Source organism: Deltaproteobacteria bacterium (assembly GCA_020848745.1).
Lineage (GTDB): Bacteria > Desulfobacterota > Binatia > UTPRO1 > UTPRO1 > UTPRO1.
This window is the reverse complement of record JADLHM010000092.1, coordinates 1-18,016: the sequence shown is the minus strand read 5'-3', so window position 1 is coordinate 18,016 and position 18,016 is coordinate 1. Positions and strand designations below refer to the sequence as shown.

Below are 18,016 nucleotides of genomic sequence, written 5' to 3'. Positions count from 1 at the left end.
GAAGCTATGGATCCCGGCTCGTCGTCGCGGGGGTCGGGCGTCTCCAATTCATCGCTGCGTTATCGGCGAGTCCTTCTCAAGATCAGCGGAGAGGCGCTCGCCGGGAGCGCGGGCTTTGGCATCAGCGCCGACGCGGTCGGTACCTTCGCGCGCGAGATCCAGGAGGTCCACGACCTCGGGTGCGAGCTCGCGCTCGTCGTGGGCGGCGGCAACATCTTCCGGGGGCTCGCCGGAAGCGCCTTCGGCGTGGACCGGGCGACCGGCGACTACATGGGCATGCTCGCGACCGTCATCAACAGCCTCGCGCTGCAAAACGCCCTCGAGAAGCTCGGTGTCAGCACGCGCGTCCAGTCGGCGATCGCGATCCAGGAGGTCGCCGAGCCCTACATCCGCCGGCGCGCGACGCGCCATCTGGAGAAGGGGCGCGTCGTCATCTTCGGCGCGGGCACCGGCAACCCGTACTTCTCCACGGATACCGCCGCGAGCCTCCGTGCGATGGAGATCGGCGCCGAGGTGATCCTGAAGGCGACGAAGGTCGACGGCGTGTACAGCGCCGATCCCGTGAAGGATCCCGCCGCGATCCGCTATCGCGAGCTCACCTACATCGAGGTGCTGAATCGCGAGCTCAAAGTCATGGACGCGACCGCGATCTCGCTCTGCATGGACAACGGGCTGCCGGTGATCGTGTTCAACTTGCTCGAGCCGGGGAACATCAGGAAGGCCGTACTCGGCGATCCGATCGGCACGATCGTTCACGCCGAGGCGCAGCCGGGCGGGCTCGCGGCCGGCACGGGGAAGGGGGACTGAATGGGCTCGATCATTGACGACTGCAAGAAGGAGATGGACGAGACGGTCGCCGCGTTCAAGCGCGATCTCGCGCGCCTGCGGACGGCGCGCGCCACGACGGCGCTCCTCGACGGCATCATCGTCGAGTACTACGGCGCGAAGACGCCGTTGAACCAGCTGGCATCGCTGTCGGCGCCCGAGCCGCGCTTGCTGGTCGTCCAGCCGTTCGACCGGAGCGCGATCGGCGAGGTCGAGCGGGCGATCCTCCAGTCGGATCTCGGCCTCACGCCGCAGAACGACGGCAAGATCATCCGCATTCCCATCCCCGATCTCACCGAGGAGCGCCGCCGCGAGCTCGTGAAGCACGTGAAGAAGGTCGCCGAGGAGTTTCGGGTGTCGATGCGCGCGCACCGGCGCGATGCCATCGAGATGATGAAGGAGCTCCACAAGGAGAAGGAGCTCACCGACGACGATCTCAAGCGCGACCAGGAGCGCATCGAGCACCTGACGAAGGAGTACGTCGAGAAGATCGACAAGGTCCTGAAGGGTAAAGAAGAAGAAATCCTGGCCGTCTGATGATCGCGATCGACAAGGAGCGTTTGCCACGTCATGTGGCGATCATCATGGACGGCAACGGCCGCTGGGCCACCCAGCGGGGCCTGACGCGCATCACCGGGCATCGCCGCGGTAAGCAGTCGGTGCAGGAGATCGTCGAGACGGCGCGCCGGCTCGGCATCCAGTACCTGAGCCTGTACGCGTTCTCGACCGAGAACTGGCAGCGGCCGCGCGACGAGGTCGCGGCGTTGATGCGCTTCCTTCGCCACTTCCTCGCCGCCGAGCTGAAGAAGATGATGAAGAACGGCATCCGGCTGCTCGCGATCGGCAACCTTCGTCGTTTGCCGCGCGAGGTGCAGGTGGCGCTTCGACAGACGATCGAGGACACCCGGCACAATGTCGGAATGACCGTGATCCTGGCGGTGAGCTACGGCGCCCGGGAGGAGATCACCGATGCGATGCGCACCATCGCGCGCAAGGTCCGCCGCGGCGATGTCGATCCCGAAGACGTGGACCAGGAGCTCGTGGCGTCGCATCTGGGAACGGCCGGCGTTCCGGATCCCGATCTGCTGATCCGTACGAGCGGGGAGATGCGCGTCAGCAATTTCCTGCTCTGGCAGATCGCCTATACGGAGATCTACGTGACCGACACGCTCTGGCCGGACTTTCGGGAGCGTGAGTTCCTGGACGCGGTGGCGCACTTCCAGCGGCGCGAGCGGCGGTTCGGTCGGACCGGAGAGCAAGCCGAGCGCGAACGTCTGCGTGCTGCGCACTAGGCTGGCCACCGCGGCGGTCGCGATCCCGCTGCTCGTCTGGCTGATCGTCTGGAACCCGTGGTCGTCGTTCGTGTGGCTCGTCGGCGTGGCGACGCTCGTCGGGGTCACCGAGTATTGCGCAATGGCGTTCCCGACCGACCCCTGGGATCGCGGGTTCGGGCTCGCCGCGGGCGGCTTGCTGTTGAGCGCGATGCTCGTGCCGACGCAGGAGCGATTCGCGATGGCGCTCGCCGCCGTCGTCGTCGCCGGGCTCGTCCTCGCGTTGGCGCGCAAGGACGACCTGCGGCACGGCGTCGATGCCCTCGGCCTGACGCTTCTCGGGAGCCTCTACACGGCGTTCCTCCTGCCGCATTACGTGTGGATGCACGCGCTTCCGGACCCGGTCGACGCGACGCTCGGGGTCGGGGGCTGGCGTTGGGTGATCTTCACCGTCGTGATCGCGATGGCGGGGGACGTCGGGGGCTACTTCGGAGGGCGGTGGTTCGGCCGGCACAAGCTGATGCCCACGGTGAGCCCTGGGAAGACCGTCGAAGGCAGCGCGACGGCGGTGCTCGGCAACCTCCTCGGCGGAGCGTTCTGCAAGCTCGCGTTCTTCCCGACGCTCGATTGGGCCGAGGTCGTCGGCCTCGGGCTCGCGGTAGGGTGTCTCGCCCAAGTGGGCGATCTTTGTGAATCCATGCTGAAGCGCGCGTTCGGCGCCAAGGACTCGGGATGGATCATCCCCGGCCACGGCGGTGTGCTGGACCGCATTGACAGTCTCGTCTTCCCGGCCCCGCTCGTCTACTATTACGCCCGGTTCTTCTTCGGCCACTAGACCCCTGAAAAAGGACGACGCATGGGCGGCAACATTCTGATCGCGATCCTGATCCTCGGTCTCCTGATCTTCGTGCACGAGCTCGGGCATTTCGCGGTCGCGAAATGGTCGGGCGTGACGGTCCTGCGATTCTCGCTCGGCTTCGGGCCCCGGCTGCTCGCGTGGCGCCGCGGCGTCACGGAGTACGCCGTGAGCGCCGTCCCGCTCGGGGGCTACGTGAAGATGCTCGGCGACGATCCGGAAGACGAGGTGCCGAGCGGTGAGGCCGCGAGCGCGTTCTCGCAGCAATCCCTCGCCAAGCGTGCGGCGATCGTCGTGGCGGGACCGCTGATGAACCTGGCGACCGCGGCGGTGGCGTTCTCGGTCGTGTTCGCGCTCTACGGGGCGGGCACGCCGACCGAGGCCGCGAAGATCGGCGGCGTCATGGAGGGCATGGCGGCGCAGAAGGCCGGAGTGCGGCGCGGCGACGTCGTCATCTCCGTCGACGGGAAGGCGATCGCCAGCTGGGACGCGCTCTCGCAGGTCGTCCGCGCGAGCGGTGGCCGTGCGCTCAGCCTCGAGGTGAAGCGCGAGGACGGCACCGTCGAGACGCTGACCGCGGTTCCGGAGGAGCGACCCGAGAAGACGATCTTCGGAGAGGAGACCGGCCAGGCCTATCTCATCGGGATCGAGCGCTACGTCGAGATCGCGCCGGTGTCGCTCGCGAACGCGGTCGGCCTCGGTGTCTACGAGACGTACTTCTGGGTGAAGATGACCCTCTTGAGCGTCGTGAAGATCTTCCAGGGATCGGTCTCGGCGCGCGATCTCGGCGGTCCGATCCTGATCGTCCAGGCCGCGGGTCAGCAAGCCGAGCGCGGGCTCGACTACCTGATCCGGTTCCTCGGTCTCATCAGCGTGAACCTCGGGGTCCTGAACCTGCTGCCGGTGCCGGTGCTCGATGGCGGCCACCTCTTGTTCTTCGCGTTCGAGGCGGTCCGGGGCCGGCCACTCGCGAATCGGCAGCGGGAGGTGGCGCAGCAGGTCGGGCTCTTCCTCTTGCTCGCGCTGATGGTGTTCGTCTTCTACAACGACATCTCCCGCATCATCGCCGGGTGACGGTTGCCCGGCGCGCGGGCGCCCCCTGATGCGGATCCTCGCGATCGACACCGCCACGTGGCGGTGCGGTGTGGCGCTGGTACGCGACGGGGTCGTCGTGGCCGAGCGGAGCGAACGCGCGACCTCGAATCACGCCGGCATCCTCCCGCGTCTCGTCGCCGAGACGCTGGAGGAGGGCGGCCGGATCGGGGCCGGCGACGCGATCGCCGTGACGATCGGGCCGGGATCGTTCACGGGGTTGCGCATCGCGCTCAGTTTCGCGAAAGGCCTCGCCTTCGCGGGGGCCTATCGCCTCCTCGGCGTGCCGACGCTGGACGCGTTGGCGCTGGCGGCGCCCGAGGCGGAAGGTCGCGTCTGCGCGGTGCTCGATGCGCGCAAGCGCGAAGTGTATGCCGGATTGTACGAGCGCGACGCCGAAGGGTTCCATCGCCGCGGCGCGCCTTGTGCGATCGACGCGGCGGGGCTGGCGGTGGCCGTCGGCGGGCCGTGCGCATTCGTGGGCGACGGCGTCGACGTCTACGGCGACGTGTTCCGCCGCGTCCTGGGCGATGGGGCGCGGCTCTACGCTCCGGCGACCCATCCGCCGAGTCCGATCGCGGTGGCGCGGCTCGCGGCGGCGCGTTTGCGCCGCGCGCCGGAAGGCGACGATCTCGCATCGCTCTCGCCCGCGTACGTCCGCCCGCCCGAAGCGGAGCTCTCGCAAAGCGCGCGCTCGCCCTCGGCGGGCGGTCGGATCCAGAGCTTCGTTGACAAGGTCCGGATCGTGTATTAGAAGCCAAACATCAATGTTTTTCGGTACTTGCCCGCCGCCGGGTCGTGCACTGAAAGGAGTGTCCCATGGAGGCTAAGGACGAGCAGCTCATCCTCTCCCTGGTCGATCGAGAGCCGGATCTGAAGCGCTTCTATGACGAGCACGTGCAGCTGGAAAAACGGCTCGCCCAGTTCAACCACAAAGGCTTTCTGAACCAGGACGAAGAAGTCGAGCGGAAGCGGCTGCAGAAGGTGAAGCTCGCGGGCAAAGACCGCATGATGGAGATCCTCAACAAGTACCGCTGAGTTTCGACGTCGCGCGGACGAACGGTGGCGCGACGTTCGCGGAACGCGCGGCAACCGCGTGTCTGCCCAGGCACCCCTCCCCGAGCTGCAGGACGAGGCACAATGCGACATACCATTTCGGTCTTGGTCGAGAACGAGTTCGGCGTGCTGGCGCGCGTCGCGGGAATGTTCAGCGGCCGTGGGTTCAACATCGAGAGCTTGGCCGTCGCGGAGACGATGGATCCGACGGTGTCGTGCATCACGCTGGTCACGGCCGGCGACGACGCGGTCCTCGAGCAGATGATCAAGCAGCTGAACAAACTCGTGCCCGTGATCCGCGTCTCCGACTTCAAGGACGGCGCGCACGTCGAGCGCGAGCTCGTCCTGATCAAGGTCAAGGTCGACGAGCGCACCCGTGGAGAGCTCATGAACATCGTCGACATCTTCCGCGGGAAGATCATCGACGTCGGACCGCAGTCGCACGTGGTCGAAGTCACCGGACAGCAGGACAAGATCGCCGCCATCATCGAGCTGTTGAAGCCGCTCGGGATCACCGAGATCGTACGGACGGGCCGAGTCGCCATGTGGCGCGGCACGCGGACGCTCGTGGGCGCCATCGACGAAAAGGAGAAGGTCGCGTGAACGTCTTCACTGAGAAGGATGCCGATCTCGGCAAGCTCGAGGGCAAGAAGGTCGCCGTCATCGGCTACGGCAGCCAGGGGCATGCGCACGCGCTGAATCTCCGCGACAGCGGCATCGACGTGGCGGTTGGCCTGCGGCGCGGCAGCGCGTCGTGGAAGAAGGCGGAAGGCGCGGGCCTCAAGGTGCTGGCGACGGCCGAGGCCTCCGCGTGGGGCGACGTCGTGATGATCCTGGTGCCGGACGAGCTCGCGGGCGAGACGTACGAAAGCGAGATCGCCCCGGGGATGAAGGCCGGAAAGTACCTGGCCTTCGGCCACGGCTTCAACATCCATTTCAAGAAGATCGTGCCGCCCAAGGACGTCAACGTGTTCATGATCGCGCCGAAGGGGCCCGGGCACCTCGTGCGCAGCGAGTACGAGCGCGGTCGCGGTGTGCCGTGCCTGCTCGCGGTCCATCAGGACCCGAGCGGCGACACCAAACAGATCGGGCTCGCCTACGGCAAGGCGATCGGCGGCGCGCGCGCGGCCATCATCGAGACCACCTTCCGCGAGGAGACCGAGACCGACCTCTTCGGCGAGCAGGCGGTGCTCTGCGGGGGCCTCACCGAGCTCATCCGCGCCGGCTACGAGACGCTCGTCGAGGCGGGCTACGCGCCGGAGATGGCCTATTTCGAGTGCCTGCACGAGGTGAAGCTCATCGTCGACCTCATCTACGAGGGCGGCATCGCGAACATGCGCTACTCGATCAGCAACACGGCCGAGTACGGCGACATGACGCGCGGCAAGCGGGTGATCGGTCAGGAAGCGCGCGAGGCCATGAAGCGGATCCTGGCGGAGATCCAGAGCGGGAAGTTTGCCGACGAGTGGATCACCGAGCACAAGTGCGGGCAGCCGCATTTCCGTGAGCTGCGCCAAGAGGCCGAGCATCACCCGATCGAGAAGGTCGGAGCGGGCTTGCGCGCTCTCATGCCGTGGCTCGGGTCGAACCGCCTCGTCGACAAGGCTCGGAACTGACGGCGGTCTCCGGCACGTTGGCATGAGGCTCGCCCGCGAGGGGTACACGTACGTCGCGCTCGCGGTCGCGCTCGCCGTGCTTGGCCTGGCGTCCGCCCCACGCTGCATCGCGTGGCCGCTCGTGGCGCTGGCGGGGCTCGTCGTGAACTTCTTTCGCGACCCCGACCGCCTGACGCCCGCGGGCGAGGGGCTGATCGCGGCCCCGGCCGACGGCAAGGTCGTCGCCATCACGGACGTGATGCACGAGGAGCAGTTCGTCCGGGGTGCGTGCCGCCGCATCAGCATCTTCATGTCGCCGCTGAACGTGCACGTGAATCGCATCCCGGTGGACGGGGTCGTCCGGCACGTGCAGCACTTCCCCGGACGGTTCGTCGCCGCGTTCCTGGACAAGGCCTCGGAGCTGAACGAGCGCAACGCGGTCGTGGTCGAAGACCGACGCGGGGCACGGATCCTGTTCGTCCAGATCGCGGGACAGCTGGCGCGCCGGATCGTCTGCAAGGTCGCCGCCGGCGACGAGGTCCGGCGCGGCGACCGGTACGGGATGATCATGTTCGGCTCGCGGCTTGACCTCTACGTTCCCGAGGTGGTCAAGTTGCACGTGGCGATCGGGGATCGAACGACGGCCGGCGTGACGATCGTGGGGTCGTACTCGTGAGCTCGGAGGTGCGGTTGGTGCACGGGCGTCGGGAGCGTCAGAGCGACGAGCCGCTCCATCGCGGCGTGTACCTCCTGCCGAACCTGATCACGACCTGTGGTCTCTTTTCCGGCTTCTACGCCATCATCGCGACCATCGACGGCTCGTATCAGGTCGCGGCGGTGTGCATCCTGATCGCGCACGTCTTCGACGGCCTGGACGGACGCATCGCGCGGCTCACCAGGTCGACGAGCCGATTCGGCATCGAATACGACTCGCTTTCCGATCTGGTCGCGTTCGGCGTGGCGCCCGGAATCCTGGTCTACAAATGGGCGCTCGAGCCCTGGGGAACCTGGGGCTGGCTCGCGGCGTCGCTGTACGTGGCCTGCGGCGCGCTCCGTCTCGCGCGTTTCAACGTCCAGGCTGAGCTCGGAGCGAAGAAGCATTTCACGGGGTTGCCGATTCCCGCCGCCGCCGACACCGTTGCCTCGACGGTACTGCTGTACTACTTCTTCGGCGGCGAAGGGGCCACCCACAAGCACATCATCCTGCTCGTGGTGATCTATGGTCTGGCGGCCCTGATGGTCAGCAACGTCAGTTACAACAGCTTCAAGAGCTTCCATCTGAATCCCCGCCAGCCGCTCTGGATCCTGGTGGCGCTCATCGTGGGACTGAAGTTCGTGATCGCGGAGCCGCAAATCTTCCTGTTCACGGCCTTCATGCTCTACGCGCTGTCGGGGCCCGTGACGTGGGTGCTCGGCCGGCCGAGGGCCCGGCGCGACCGACCGGGGGAGGAGCCGGTCGCGAAAGTGCGGAACTTCCGGTAAGAGCAAGCGCAGCGCCGACCGCGCGTGAAGTTGCTCCCGCTGGCGCAGACAGGCCACGCGGGAGTTTTCGTTTTCGGGGCGGAGCGGTGAGAAGCGAACGACCGATGCAAGCGAGCGATTCCAACCACGTCCAGATCTTCGACACCACGCTGCGCGACGGCGAGCAATCGCCGGGCGCCTCGATGAACGTCGAGGAGAAGGTCGCGATCGCCCGCCAGCTCGAGCAGTTGAACGTCGACGTCATCGAAGCCGGCTTTGCCGCCTCCTCGGAGGGCGACTACGACTCCGTGAGCCGCGTCGCCGAGGCGGTCGCCCGGCCGATCGTCTTGAGCCTGTCCCGGACGAAAGAGAACGACATCGAGCGCGCGATCCGCGCCGTCGCGAAGGCCAAGCGCCCGGGCATCCACATCTTCATCGCCACCTCCGACATCCACCTGAAGCACAAGCTGATGATGAGCCGGCAGGAGGTGGTCGATGCCGCCGCCTGGGCGGTCGGGTTCGCCAAGAAGCATCTCGACTACATCGAGTTCTCGGCCGAGGACGCCTCGCGGAGCGACCCGGAGTACCTTGTCACCGTCTTCGGCGAGGCGATTCGTGCCGGCGCCGTGACGTTGAACGTCCCCGACACGACCGGCTACGCGCTGCCGCACCAGACGAGCGCGCTCTTCCGGCGCCTGATCGCGGGGACGCCGGGTGGCCGGGACGCGCGCTGGAGCGCGCACTGTCACAACGATCTCGGCATGGCGGTCGCGAACTCGCTCGCGGCGGTCGAGGCGGGGGCGCGGCAGGTCGAGTGCACGGTCAACGGACTCGGCGAGCGCGCCGGCAACGCCTCGATGGACGAGATCGTGATGGCGCTCCGCACCCGCAAGGATTTCTTCGGGCTCGAGACGGGTGTCGTGACCGAACAGATCTACGCCGCGAGCCGCTTGGTCTCGCAGATCACCGGCATCCCGATTCCGATCAACAAGCCGATCGTCGGCGACAACGCCTTCGCGCACGAGGCGGGGATCCATCAGGACGGCGTGCTCAAGAACAAGATCACGTACGAGATCATGCGACCCGAGACGGTCGGCGTCGGGTCGAACCGGCTCGTCCTCGGCAAGCATTCCGGACGGCACGCCTTCGTCGATCGCCTGCAGGAGCTCGGGATCGCCGCGCAAGAGCTTGACATGAACAAGGCGTTCGCGCGCTTCAAGGCTCTGGCCGACAAGAAGAAGCACGTCTACGACGAGGACCTGATGGCGATCGTCGCCGAGGAGGCGGTGCGTGCGCGCGCTCAGGCAAGCGTGCCCGACCGCTACGAGCTCGCCGGGCTCAGCGTGGCATCGTCGATGGACGGGGTGCCGAGCGCCGACGTCCGCATCCGGGTGGACGGCGAGGAGCGCGCGGAGCACGCGACCGGAGACGGCGTCGTCGACGCCTGTTACGCGGCGATCGCGAAGGCCACCGGCACGCCGTACAAGCTCGAGCGGTACGCCGTCAAAGCGATCACGGGCGGCACCGATGCGCAGGGCGAGGTGTCGTGTCTCGTCCGCGACGGGGATCTGACGTCGACGGGGCAGGGCGCCCACACCGACATCATCATGGCGAGCGCGCTCGCGCTCCTGAACGCGCTCAACAAGCTCGAATACCGCAAGCGCTACGCGGACCGGTCGCGGGTGACCGGTCCCTAGCCGACGGCAGCGAAAGGAAGCCTCCTCCGTATGGGCATGACGATGACCGAGAAGATCCTGGCACGCGCGTCCGGCAGGGCCGCCGTCCGCCCGGGCGAGAACGTCTGGGCGAACGTCGACACCCTGATGACGCACGACGTCTGCGGCCCAGGGACGATCGGCATCTTCAAGCGCGAGTTCGGCGCCAACGCCAAGGTGTGGGACCGCGACAAGGTGGTCATCATTCCCGACCACTACATCTTCACGGCCGACGACAAGTGCCACCGCAACGTCGACATCCTCCGGCAGTTCGTGCGGGAGCAGGAGCTGCCGCACTACTACGACGTCGGCACGCCCCGCTACAGGGGCGTCTGCCACATCGCGCTCGCCCAGGAAGGCCATTGCCGACCCGGGGAGGTGCTCTTCGGCACCGATTCCCACACCTGCACCGCGGGCGCCTTCAATCAGTTCGCGACCGGCATCGGCAACACCGACGCCGCCTTCATCCTCGGCACCGGGAAGCTGCTCGTGAAGGTGCCGCCGACCATGCGGTTCGTCTTCGACGGAGAGTTTCCGTCCTACCTCATGGCGAAGGACGTCATTCTGCATCTGATCGGCGAGATCGGCGTCGACGGTGGCACCTACAAGGCCATGGAGTTCGGGGGCGAGGCCATCCAGCGGCTCTCGATGGAGGAGCGCATGACCCTCTGCAACATGGTGATCGAGGGCGGCGGCAAGAACGGGATCATCGAGGCCGACGACGCGACGTTCGACTACGTCCGGGCCCGCACCCGGAAGGACTTCGAGCCCGTGGCGCCGGATGCGGACGCCGAGCACGTCTTCTACAAGCGCTGGGACGCCCGCACGATCGAGCCGACGGTCGCGAAGCCGCACTCGCCGGACAAGCGCGCCATGGCCCGGGAGCTCGGCGACGTGAAGCTCACCCGCGCCTACATCGGGTCCTGTACGGGCGGGAAGCTCACCGACTTCGTGAGTGCGGCGCAGGTGATGCGCGGACGGAAGGTGGCGGTGAAGACCTTCCTGGTGCCGGCGACCACCGAGATCTCGCAGGGCATCCGTACCGAGAAGCTCGACGGCAAGACGTTGCTCGCGATCTTCGAAGAGGCCGGCTGCACGGTCTCGATGGACGCGTCGTGCGCGGCATGCCTCGGCGGCCCGGCCGACACGTTCGGCCGGATCAACGGTCCCGAGGTCTGCATCTCCACCACCAACCGCAACTTCCCGGGCCGCATGGGCTCGAAGGAGGGGCAGGTGTATCTGGCGTCACCGTACACCGTGGCGGCATCGGCGATTCGCGGCCGGATCACCGATCCGCGGGAGTTCCTCGCGTGAGCGCCAACAAGATCCGCGGCAAGGTCTACGTCCTCGGCGACAACATCGATACCGACCAGATCATCCCGGCGCAGTACCTGAACCTCGTGCCGACGATTCCCGACGAGTACGAGAAGCTCGGCAGCTACGCCCTCTGCGGCGTGCTCGACGCGCCGGCCTACGTTCCGCCGGGCCAGGCGAAGACGCCGTATGCGATCATCGTCGCCGGCCGGAACTTCGGTTGCGGCTCGTCGCGCGAGCACGCGCCGATCGCGATCGGCGCCGCCGGCGGCCGGGCGGTCGTGGCCGAGTCATACGCGCGCATCTTCTTCCGGAACTGCGTCGCCACCGGCGAGCTGTACCCGTTGGAAACGGCGACGCGTCTCGTCGACGAGTTCGTCATCGGCGACGAGGCCGAGATCGACCTCGACGCGAGCACCATCACCAACCTGCGGAGCGGCGCCACGATGCCGCTCGGGCCGCTCGGTGACGCGCGGCCCGTGATCGACGCGGGCGGGCTCTTCGAGTACGCGCGCCGCACCGGCATGATCGCGAGCACGGCCCATCCGGACGTCCGCGAGGCCGTGCCGGTGAATCGCGTCGTCGAGGACTAGCCACGATGGCCGAACGCGCGCTGAGGGTCGCGATCGTCGGGGCGACCGGTGCGGTCGGCTCCGAGGTCCTCCGGACGCTCGAGGAGCGGGTGTTCCCGGTCGGCGAGATCCGGCTCTTCGCGTCGGCGCGCTCGGCGGGAGAGCTCGTCGAGTGGGGCGCGGGAGAGGTGCGTGTCGAGAACCTCGAGGAGGCGACCTTCGACGGCGTCGACGTCGCGTTCTTCTGCGCCGGAGGGGCGGTCAGCGCCGAGTACGCGCCGCGGGCGGTCGATGCCGGCGCGCTCGTCATCGACAAGAGCAGCCACTTCCGGATGCACCCGGACGTGCCGCTCGTCGTGCCGGAGGTAAACGCCGGCGACCTCGACGAGCGCCACCTCGGCATCGTCGCGAGCCCGAACTGCACGACGATCCCGATCGTCGTGGCCTTGAAGCCGATCGCGGAGGCCGTCGGGCTGGAGCGGATCGTCGCGTCGAGCTACCAGGCCGTGTCGGGGGGCGGGAAGCGCGGCATCGACGCGCTCTCGCGCGAGACGATCGACCTCCTCAACATGCGGTCGCCGAGCGAGGACGAGCGCGGATCCGCCTTCCCGCGGCGGATCGCCTTCAACTGCATCCCGCAGGTCGACGCGTTCCTCGAGGACGGGTCCACCAAGGAGGAAGCGAAGGTCATCGCCGAGACGCGTCGGGTCCTGCACCTCGAGAGCCTGCCGATCGCCGTCACCTGCGTCCGGGTGCCGACCTTCTACGGACACACGGTCGCGCTCACCGTCGAGCTCGAGCAGCCACTCGACGCCGCCGAGGCGCGGCAGATCCTGCGCGAAGCGCCCGGCGTCATCCTCTGCGAGCTCGGCGACGAGCTGCCGTATCCGACCGCGGCCGACGTCGGGGGCACCGACGCCGTCTACGTCGGGCGGGTGCGGAACGACCCATCGCATCCGCGGGGCCTGCAGCTCTGGGTCGCGGCCGACAACGTGCGGAAGGGCGCCGCGCTGAACGCGGTGCAGATCGCCGAGATCCTGGCGCGCGACCTCTGACGGCGCGGGACGGCCGCGGCCGATCCCCCCGGAGCGCTCATGGCGCAGTACCGGATGCTCCTCGAGTACGACGGCACCGACTATCACGGCTGGCAGCTGCAGGCGGACGCGCGGACGCTGCAAGGCGTGCTCGAGACCGCGCTCGCGACCGTGCTCCGGCATCCGGTCCGGGTGGCGGCGTCGGGGCGGACCGACGCGGGCGTGCACGCGCTCGGGCAGGTCGCGACCTTTCGCACCGACCGTCCCGTCGAGCCCCGCGAGCTGCGTCGATCCTTGAACGCGCTCACGCCGCCGGATCTCGCCGTACACGAGATCGCGCCGGTCGCCGAGCGCTTCGATGCGCGTCGCCACGCGACGGGGCGCGTGTACGAGTACCGGATCTGGAGCGCGCCCTGGCCGTCGGCCTTCTGGCATCGGTTCACCTGGCACGTGCCGCGCCCTCTCGACGTCGTGGCCATGCGCTTCGCCGCGGCGGCGCTCGTCGGAGAGCACGACTTCTCCGCGTTCCGCGCCTCCGATTGCGACGCCGACCATGCCGTTCGCCGGGTGGTGCACAGCGGTTTCACCGAGACCGAGGGACTCTGCGTGTACCGCGTCGAGGCGAACGCCTTCCTGAAGCACATGGTGCGCGCGATCGTCGGGACGATGGTCGAGGTCGGCGCCGGGCGCCGCCCGGCGGAAGACGTGGCCCGGGTGTTGGCGAGCCGGTCGCGCGCCCGGGCCGGACAGACGGCGCCGCCGCAGGGGCTCGTGCTGACGACCGTTCGCTACGGGTGACGCTCGCGCGGGCGAACGCGCGCCGTCACTGTTCGTCGAAGATGCCGACCTCGGCGAGGCGTCGGGTGAGGTCGGGATCGTCGACGCCGAGCGCGCGAGCGCGCCGGAGCTCCGCCGCCGCGTCTTGCCACCGCCCGGCGGACCAGAGCGCGCGGGCGAACCCGAGCCGCACGCTGCCGCTTTCGGGGCCGATCCGGAGGGCGTGCTCGTATGCGGCGATTGCGTCCGCCGGCTGACCGGCGCTCGCGAGGCTGTGTGCGAGCGCGCTCCACTCGGCCTGGCTCGCCGGCGCGATCTCCACGAGACGGCGCCGGAGCGGGATGGCGGCGGCGCTCGCGCCCTGACGGTCGAGCAGGTCGGCGAGGCTGCGCAGGACGCGGAGGTCGTTCGGCTTCAGCGCCAGGGCGCGCTCCCACATGGCGCGCGCCCCGGCGAGATCGCCGGCGCGGCTGCGGAGCTCGGCGACCCGGTGCATCATGGCCGCGTCGTTCGGGCGGTGCGCGGCCAGCGTTTCGAACTGGCGGAGCGCCTCGTCGCGCTCGCCGAGGTATTCGAGGCACCCCGCGAGGTTGAAGCGTGCGATGTCGTACGCGGGGTTGAGGCGCAGCGCCTCGCGGAACTGGGTGACGGCTTCGGGGAAGCGGTCGGCGTCCATCAACGCGGCGCCGTAGTTGTTGTGCGCGTAGTCCGATGCCGGTGCGGCCGTGATGCCGAGCTCCCAGAGCGAGAGGCTGTCGCCGTACGACGGAAGACGGCGCCAGGTGAGCGCCGCGAGGAGGACGAGGACGCAGGCGGCGATGGCGCGGCCGCGCCCGGCATCGAGCAGCCGGCCGCCGGCGGCGACGGCGAACGCGATGCCGAGGAGGGGCAGATAGGCCCGATGGTCGAGGATCAGGACCTTCATCGGCGCGCCGATGGCGAGCACGGGCGCGAGCGCGATGCCGAACATGAGGAGGCCGCAGGCGACCCGCGGGGCGCGCCGCAGAGTCAGGACGACGACCGCTGCGAAGGCGAGGACGAAGCCGGCCGCGCTCCAGAGCTCGGGGTTGCTGGGATCGATCAAGCCCCGGTGATAGGGCGCGGGCGCCATGCCCCACGGCAGCAGGACGTGGCGGAGGTAGTAGCCGAAGATGGCGATCGCGACCGCAGGACGTTCGCCGATCGGAACGTACGGGTACGTCCCGTTGTCCAGAAGCGCGCCGATCACCGCGAGGCGGGTGAGGCCGTAGAGGACCGTGACGAGGAGCAGCACGCCGAGGAGCGGCAGCCTCGTTCGGAGGGCGTGCGCCGGTGAGCGGCGACGCCAGAGCACGTCCATCAGCAGGAGGAACACCGGGGCGACGATGCCGGTCTCCTTGGTCCAGAGCGTCGCCGCGAAGCTCGCGACCACGAGCGCGTCCGCGAGCCGCGGCCGCGTCGGCCGCACGCGCTCGTCGGCGACGAGCATCGCGAGGATCGGCGGAACCAGGAGAACGTCGTTCCGCCCGAGGATGAGCGCGACGGCCTGGCACTGGAGCGGATGCAGGCCGAAGAGCAGAGCGGCAACCGCCGCCGTCCAGATCCCGCATCCGAAGGCGGCGAGCGCGAGCACGATCAGCCCGACGTTCGCGCCGTGGAGGACCACGTTGGTGCGGTGGAACGACGAGGCTTCGGGGTCGAAGAGCTTCGCGTCGAGGACGAAGCTCGCGATCATGATCGGTCGGTAGTACGCGACGCCTTCGCCGGCGGTCGCGGCGCGTCCGAACGCCGCCGGCACGTCTCGCCATTCGTCGAGGGTCTCGCGCGGCTTCGTGATGAGGCCGCCGTCGTCCCACACGTATCCGCCGCGCGTCGCGGGCCAGTAGACGGCCGCGGTGAGCGCGCCGGCGAGCAGGGCGACCATGAGCGCCCGCGTCCGGCTCGCGGGCGACGACGACCGATCGGGTTGTTTGCGGGGTCGCTCCGACTTGGTACCCTCGTCCGATGACCGACGCGATCGGAGCGCGACGTCCGACGCACGCACGATCATGGCGGCCATACCACGCGGTCGCGCGGAGCGACAAGAAACCGCGGTCCGGGTGGTGTCGGTGACGCCGCCCTGGACGCGCCGACGCGTGCTCGGGACGGGCGCGCGCGTCGGCGCGCTCGCGCTTGCTTCGTCGGTGGCGGGAGCCTGTCGCCGACGCCGCGTCGACCGCCCGAACGTCTTGCTCGTCACGCTCGATACGACACGCGCGGATCATCTTGGATGCTACGGCTACGGACGCGACACGAGCCCGGCGCTCGACGCGCTCGCCGTCGAGTCGACCGTGTACACCCGCGCGATCGCGCCCGGAACGTGGACGCTGCCGTCCCACGCGTCGCTGTTCACGGGAAAATGCCCGACGAGCCACGGGGCGCGCTACGACCCGCGCGGCTCTCTCGTGCTCGCGAGCGCGATTCCGAACCGGCCGAGCCTGAACGAATACCGCGTGCGTGGCGTCGCGCCGACGGAGGCGACGCTCGCGGGCATGCTCGGCAAGGCGGGGTACCGGACGGGCGGCTTTGCCGGCGGCCCGTGGCTCAAGGCCGTGTTCGGTCTCGGCACCGGCTTCGATTGGTGGGACGACGACGGCATCGGCAGCGTGAACGGCCGCGTCGCGGCCGACCTGAACGCGCGGGCGCTCCCGTGGCTGGAGCGGGTCGAGGAGCCGTTCTTCCTCTTCCTCAACTATTTCGATGCGCACGCCCCGCTCCTTCCGCCCGCGGATCTCGCCGCGCGCTACCTGCCGGCGCCGGTGCCGCCGGGCGCGCAACCGACGCCGGAGCAGACCCTGGCGCTCTACGATGCCGAGATCCGCTACGCCGACCAGCACCTCGGGGAGGTCGTGAGCCTGCTCAGGCGCCGCAATCTCTACGACCGGACCTGGATCATCGTCACGTCCGACCACGGGGAGCTCTTCGGAGAGCACGGGCTGAAAGGGCACGGGACCGCGCCCTATCAGGAGGTGCTGCACGTTCCGTTCGTGAGCAAGCCGCCGCTCGGCGATGGTGGTCTCGGCGAGCGTGCGGACCGGATCCAGCTCACCGACGTCATGGCGCTGGTGCTCGAGCGGCTCGCCTTGCCGCGGCCGGACGGGATTCAGAGCGCGGTGCCGCCGAAGCTCGGCCGGCCGCTCATGGCCGAGAGCTACGTTCTCGCCGCGCTGTATCCGTACGGCGACTGGCTCGCCGTCTTCGACGGCGACTGGAAGTACATGTGGAACAGCCAAGGGGCTTCCGCGCTCTACGACCTCGCGGCCGATCCCCACGAGCAGACGAACCTGATCGCGGCGGATCCGGAGCGCGCCTCGTCCATGGAACGCACGATGCGGCTGTACCTCGCGGGCCTGCCGCGCGCCGAGGGTGACGGCCCGGCGGGGACCGTCGACGACGCGACACGCGAGGCGCTGAAGAGCCTCGGGTACATCCACTGACGCGGCGGCGTCAGCCCGTCGGCTCGTCCTTCGCGGCGCGGACGGCGAGCAGGCGCGCGCGGACCGCCGCTTCTTCCCCGCGCTCGGTCGGCTCGTAGAACGTCGCGTCGGCGAGCCGATCGGGGAGGCATTGCTGGGCCGCGACGCCGCCCGCGTAGTCGTGCGGATAGCGGTAGCCGGCGCCGTATCCGAGTCCCTTCATGAGCGGCGTCGGCGCGTTGCGGAGTGCCAGCGGGACGGGCAGGGCGCCGTGGCGCTCGACCGCCTCGCCGGCCGCGAGCATGGCGCGGTAGGACGCGTTCGATTTCGGCGCGCACGCGAGGTACGTCGCCGCCTGCGCGAGCGGGATGCGTCCCTCGGGCAGGCCGACGAAGTGGAACGCGTCCTTGGCCGCGACGGCGATCTGGAGCGCCCGCGGATCCGCGTTGCCGACGTCTTCGGCGGCGAAGATGATCATGCGGCGGGCCACGAAGAGGGGATCCTCGCCGGCGTCGAGCATGCGCATCATCCAGTAGATGGCGGCGTCGGGGTCGCTGGCGCGCAGGCTTTTGATGAACGCCGAGACGACGTTGTAGTGCTCCTCGCCGGCCTTGTCGTAGCGCAGCGCCTTCTGCTGCAGCGCTTCCTCGACCAGCGCCAGATCGAGCGTCGGCGCGCCGCGCTGGCGCGCGAGGCTCGCCGCGAGTTCGAGCGCCCCGAGCGCGACGCGCGCGTCGCCATGGGAGCGCTCGGCGAGGAAGGCGCGGGCCTCCGCGGCGAGCGTCACGTCGAAGGCGCCGAGCCCGCGCTCGCGGTCGGCGACGGCGCGATCGAGGAGGCGCCCCAGGGCGTCGTCGCCGAGCGACTCGAGGACGACCACGCGGGTACGCGAGAGCAGCGGCGCGATCACCTCGAACGAGGGATTCTCGGTGGTGGCGCCGAGGAGCACGATCGTGCCGTTCTCGACGTGGGGCAGGAAGGCGTCCTGCTGCGCCTTGTTGAAGCGGTGGATCT

General features: G+C 69.1%; 19 protein-coding genes. 17 read left to right on the top strand and 2 right to left on the bottom strand.

From position 1 onward, the window contains the following. Window positions 1-6: 6 nt before the first annotated feature. The 16 genes from IT293_13430 (at window position 7) to truA (ending at window position 13,589) form a co-directional block, all read left to right on the top strand. Window positions 7-807, top strand: a complete 801-nt coding sequence (locus tag IT293_13430; GenBank protein ID MCC6765657.1) for a UMP kinase — start codon at window positions 7-9, stop codon at window positions 805-807. Further along, on the top strand, window positions 808-1,362 hold the full coding sequence (frr, locus tag IT293_13425) for a ribosome recycling factor (GenBank protein ID MCC6765656.1): 555 nt from the start codon (window positions 808-810) through the stop codon (window positions 1,360-1,362). Next, window positions 1,362-2,117 (top strand): isoprenyl transferase, encoded by a 756-nt coding sequence (locus IT293_13420; GenBank protein ID MCC6765655.1) that lies wholly within the window; start codon window positions 1,362-1,364, stop codon window positions 2,115-2,117. The genes frr and IT293_13420 overlap by 1 nt, the downstream gene beginning before the upstream one ends. Continuing rightward, a complete protein-coding gene (locus IT293_13415) occupies window positions 2,104-2,931 on the top strand; it encodes a phosphatidate cytidylyltransferase (GenBank protein MCC6765654.1) in 828 nt (275 codons plus the stop codon). The genes IT293_13420 and IT293_13415 overlap by 14 nt, the downstream gene beginning before the upstream one ends. Window positions 2,932-2,952: 21 nt before the next feature. Further along, window positions 2,953-4,026, top strand: coding sequence for an RIP metalloprotease RseP (gene rseP, locus IT293_13410; protein ID MCC6765653.1), 1,074 nt, complete (start codon window positions 2,953-2,955; stop codon window positions 4,024-4,026). Window positions 4,027-4,054: 28 nt separating this feature from the next. After that, window positions 4,055-4,798, top strand: a complete 744-nt coding sequence (gene tsaB, locus IT293_13405) for a tRNA (adenosine(37)-N6)-threonylcarbamoyltransferase complex dimerization subunit type 1 TsaB (protein ID MCC6765652.1) — start codon at window positions 4,055-4,057, stop codon at window positions 4,796-4,798. A gap of 65 nt (window positions 4,799-4,863) precedes the next feature. Further along, complete coding sequence (locus tag IT293_13400; GenBank protein ID MCC6765651.1) at window positions 4,864-5,082, top strand: DUF465 domain-containing protein; 219 nt, start codon at window positions 4,864-4,866, stop codon at window positions 5,080-5,082. A gap of 102 nt (window positions 5,083-5,184) precedes the next feature. Beyond that, window positions 5,185-5,703 (top strand): acetolactate synthase small subunit, encoded by a 519-nt coding sequence (gene ilvN / locus IT293_13395; protein MCC6765650.1) that lies wholly within the window; start codon window positions 5,185-5,187, stop codon window positions 5,701-5,703. Next, window positions 5,700-6,716, top strand: a complete 1,017-nt coding sequence (ilvC, locus tag IT293_13390; protein ID MCC6765649.1) for a ketol-acid reductoisomerase — start codon at window positions 5,700-5,702, stop codon at window positions 6,714-6,716. Before ilvN ends, ilvC begins: the two co-directional genes overlap by 4 nt. Window positions 6,717-6,738: 22 nt before the next feature. Continuing rightward, complete coding sequence (locus IT293_13385; GenBank protein ID MCC6765648.1) at window positions 6,739-7,371, top strand: phosphatidylserine decarboxylase family protein; 633 nt, start codon at window positions 6,739-6,741, stop codon at window positions 7,369-7,371. 17 nt (window positions 7,372-7,388) lie between these two features. After that, window positions 7,389-8,177 (top strand): CDP-diacylglycerol--serine O-phosphatidyltransferase, encoded by a 789-nt coding sequence (gene pssA / locus IT293_13380; GenBank protein ID MCC6765647.1) that lies wholly within the window; start codon window positions 7,389-7,391, stop codon window positions 8,175-8,177. A gap of 104 nt (window positions 8,178-8,281) precedes the next feature. Then, window positions 8,282-9,853, top strand: a complete 1,572-nt coding sequence (locus IT293_13375) for a 2-isopropylmalate synthase (protein MCC6765646.1) — start codon at window positions 8,282-8,284, stop codon at window positions 9,851-9,853. A 30-nt stretch (window positions 9,854-9,883) separates the two neighbouring features. Then, on the top strand, window positions 9,884-11,185 hold the full coding sequence (locus tag IT293_13370; GenBank protein MCC6765645.1) for a 3-isopropylmalate dehydratase large subunit: 1,302 nt from the start codon (window positions 9,884-9,886) through the stop codon (window positions 11,183-11,185). Continuing rightward, the gene (locus tag IT293_13365; GenBank protein ID MCC6765644.1) at window positions 11,182-11,778 is read left to right on the top strand and encodes a 3-isopropylmalate dehydratase; all 597 of its coding nucleotides are present in this window, start codon (window positions 11,182-11,184) and stop codon (window positions 11,776-11,778) included. The genes IT293_13370 and IT293_13365 overlap by 4 nt, the downstream gene beginning before the upstream one ends. Before the next feature lie 5 nt (window positions 11,779-11,783). Continuing rightward, a complete protein-coding gene (locus IT293_13360) occupies window positions 11,784-12,812 on the top strand; it encodes an aspartate-semialdehyde dehydrogenase (protein MCC6765643.1) in 1,029 nt (342 codons plus the stop codon). 39 nt (window positions 12,813-12,851) lie between these two features. Continuing rightward, complete coding sequence (truA, locus tag IT293_13355) at window positions 12,852-13,589, top strand: tRNA pseudouridine(38-40) synthase TruA (protein ID MCC6765642.1); 738 nt, start codon at window positions 12,852-12,854, stop codon at window positions 13,587-13,589. Between the two features lie 25 nt (window positions 13,590-13,614). Here the strand turns inward: truA and IT293_13350 are convergent, their stop codons facing one another. Then, complete coding sequence (locus IT293_13350) at window positions 13,615-15,471, bottom strand: tetratricopeptide repeat protein (GenBank protein MCC6765641.1); 1,857 nt, start codon at window positions 15,469-15,471, stop codon at window positions 13,615-13,617. Between the two features lie 124 nt (window positions 15,472-15,595). Here IT293_13350 and IT293_13345 point away from each other — a divergent pair, with 124 nt between their 5' ends. Next, window positions 15,596-17,023, top strand: a complete 1,428-nt coding sequence (locus IT293_13345) for a sulfatase (GenBank protein MCC6765640.1) — start codon at window positions 15,596-15,598, stop codon at window positions 17,021-17,023. A 10-nt stretch (window positions 17,024-17,033) separates the two neighbouring features. Here IT293_13345 and IT293_13340 read toward each other — a convergent pair. Then, window positions 17,034-18,016, bottom strand: a 983-nt coding sequence (locus IT293_13340) for a replication-associated recombination protein A (protein ID MCC6765639.1), incomplete at its 5' end; no start/stop codon positions are given.